This window comes from Rhodococcus xishaensis, from assembly GCF_004011825.1.
GTDB lineage: Bacteria > Actinomycetota > Actinomycetes > Mycobacteriales > Mycobacteriaceae > Prescottella > Prescottella xishaensis.
Genome location: NZ_RKLO01000013.1, coordinates 1 through 2369, shown reverse-complemented (window position 1 = coordinate 2369; position 2369 = coordinate 1). Strand labels below are relative to the sequence as shown.

The 2369-nt window shown below is 67.5% G+C and carries 1 protein-coding gene; it reads left to right on the top strand.

Annotation, left to right across the window (positions count from 1 at the left end; genetic code table 11):
* Positions 1-12 precede the first annotated feature (12 nt).
* Positions 13-2369: non-ribosomal peptide synthetase (locus tag EGT50_RS16875; RefSeq protein ID WP_328590656.1), on the top strand; the 2357-nt coding region annotated here is incomplete at its 3' end.

Here is a 2369-nt window from a genome sequence, read left to right as displayed (position 1 = left end):
TATTGGGCGGGTGTGTTGGCGGGGTTGCCGGATGTGTTGGCGTTGCCGACGGATCGGCCGCGGCCTGCGGTGCGGTCGGGTGTGGGTGGTTGTGTCGAGTTCGCGGTGTCTTCGGTGACGGTGGGTCGGGTGCGGTCGTGGGCGCGGGAGCGGGGGGCGACTGCGTTCATGGTGGTGCATGCGGCGCTTGCGGTGGTGTTGTCGAAGCTCAGTGGTGGCACCGATATCGCGGTGGGGTCGGCGGTCGCGGGTCGGGGTGAGGCGGCGCTCGATGATCTGGTGGGGATGTTCGTGAACACGTTGGTGTTGCGGGTCGAGTGTGATCCTGGCCTGTCGTTCACGGAGTTGGTCGATCGGGTGCGTGAGAGGGATCTCGAGGCGTTCGCGCATGCGGATGTGCCGTTCGAGGCTCTGGTGGAGAAGTTGAACCCTGTTCGTTCGCAGTCGTTCTCACCGTTGTTCCAGGTGATGTTGGCGTTCCAGAACTACACCCGGTCGCAGGTGGAGTTGCCGGGGTTGACGATCGCGCCGGTTCAGGTGGATCGGGTGGCGGCGCAGTTCGATCTGTCGATGTCGCTCGGTGAGGCGGCCGACGGCGGGTATGAGGGGTCGTTGGTGTATGCGGCGGACATCTTCGATCCGGGGACGGCGGCGCGGATCGCGGAGCGGTTCGTGCGGGTGCTCGAGGCGGTTGTCGACGATCCGTCGGTTCTGGTCAGGGATGTGTCGGTCCTCGACGCCTCCGAGCGGGCGTTGGTGCTCGATACCTGGAACGAGAGCGGTCACCGGGTGCCGGAGGGGTTGTTGCTCGACGGGTTCGCTGATCAGGTGGCGCGGACTCCGGATGCGCCGGCGGTGGTGTTCGAGGATCAGTCGTTGACGTATGCGCAGTTCGATGCGCGGGTGAACCGGGTGGCGCGGTTGCTGATCGATGCCGGGGTGGGCCCGGAGTCGTTGGTGGCGGTCGGGATGCGCCGGTCGGTGGAGATGATGGTCGGGATCTATGCGGTGCTGCGGGCCGGCGGCGGGTATGTGCCGATCGACCCGGACCAGCCCCGTGAACGCAACGATCATGTGCTCGAGGCGGCGGCACCGGTGTGTGTGTTGACCACTGCGGCCGATCGCGGTGTCCTCCCGGTGGGGGTGGAGCTTGTCGAGGTCGACGGCGTGGGGGTGTCGGGGTATTCGTCGGAGCCGGTGGCCGGCTCCGAGCTGCGTGGGCGGGTGCGGCCGGACAATGTGGCGTATGTGTTGTTCACGTCGGGGTCGACGGGGCGTCCGAAGGGGGTGGCGGTCAGTCACCGGGCGATCGTCAATCAGTTGTCGTGGATGATCTCCGAATACGCCTTCACCGATTCCGATGCGGTGGTGCAGAAGACTCCGATCACGTTCGATGCCTCGGTGTTGGAGTTGTTCGGGCCGTTGGCGGTCGGTGCCCGGTTGGTGATCGCTCGGCCGGATGGGCATCGTGATCCGGAATACCTGCTGTCGTTGATCGCGGCCGAGGGTGTGACCGCGGCGGTGTTCGTGCCGTCGATGCTCGGGACGGTGTTGGCCGATCCCGAGGTGCGGATCCCGGATTCGGTGCGGTTGGTGTATGTCGGTGGCGAGGACTTGCCGGTGGAGCTGTTCGGGCGTCTGGCGGCGAAGTCGGAGGCGCGCCTGGAGAACATGTATGGGCCGACCGAGGTCGCGGTCACGGCGACGTCCTATCGGTGCGACGGCCGGGACGTGCGCACCGTGCCGATCGGTACCCCGTTATGGAACACCAACGGGTACGTGCTCGACGCCCGGCTGCAGCCGGTCCCGGTCGGGGTGGCGGGGGAGTTGTATCTCGGTGGGGTGCAGATCGCCCGCGGGTATCAGGGCCGGGCGGATCTGACGGCGGAGCGGTTCGTGGCGGATCCGTTCGGTGCTGCGGGTGCGCGGTTGTATCGCACCGGGGATCTGGTGCGGTGGAATACATCGGGTCAGTTGGAGTTCTTGGGGCGTACCGATTTTCAGGTGGAGGTGCGGGGTCTGCGGATCGAGTTGGGGGAGATCGAGGCGGCGTTGGTGGCGCTGGAGGAGATCGCGCAGGCTGTGGTCGTGGTGCACGAGAACGACCTCGGCCGGCACCTGGTCGGGTATGTGGTGGCAGCCGGCGGCCGCTCGGTCGACCCGGACACCACCCGTGAGGCGGTCGGGCGGGCGCTGCCGGCCTATATGGTGCCGGATGCGGTGATGGTCCTCGACGCGTTCCCGGTGACCGCCAGCGAGAAGGTGGACCGGAAGGCGTTGCCGCCGCCGCGGTGGAACACCCGCGAGTTCCGGGCGCCGACGACCCCGGTCCAGCAGGTCGTGGCCGCCGTGTTCGCGGACGTCCTCGG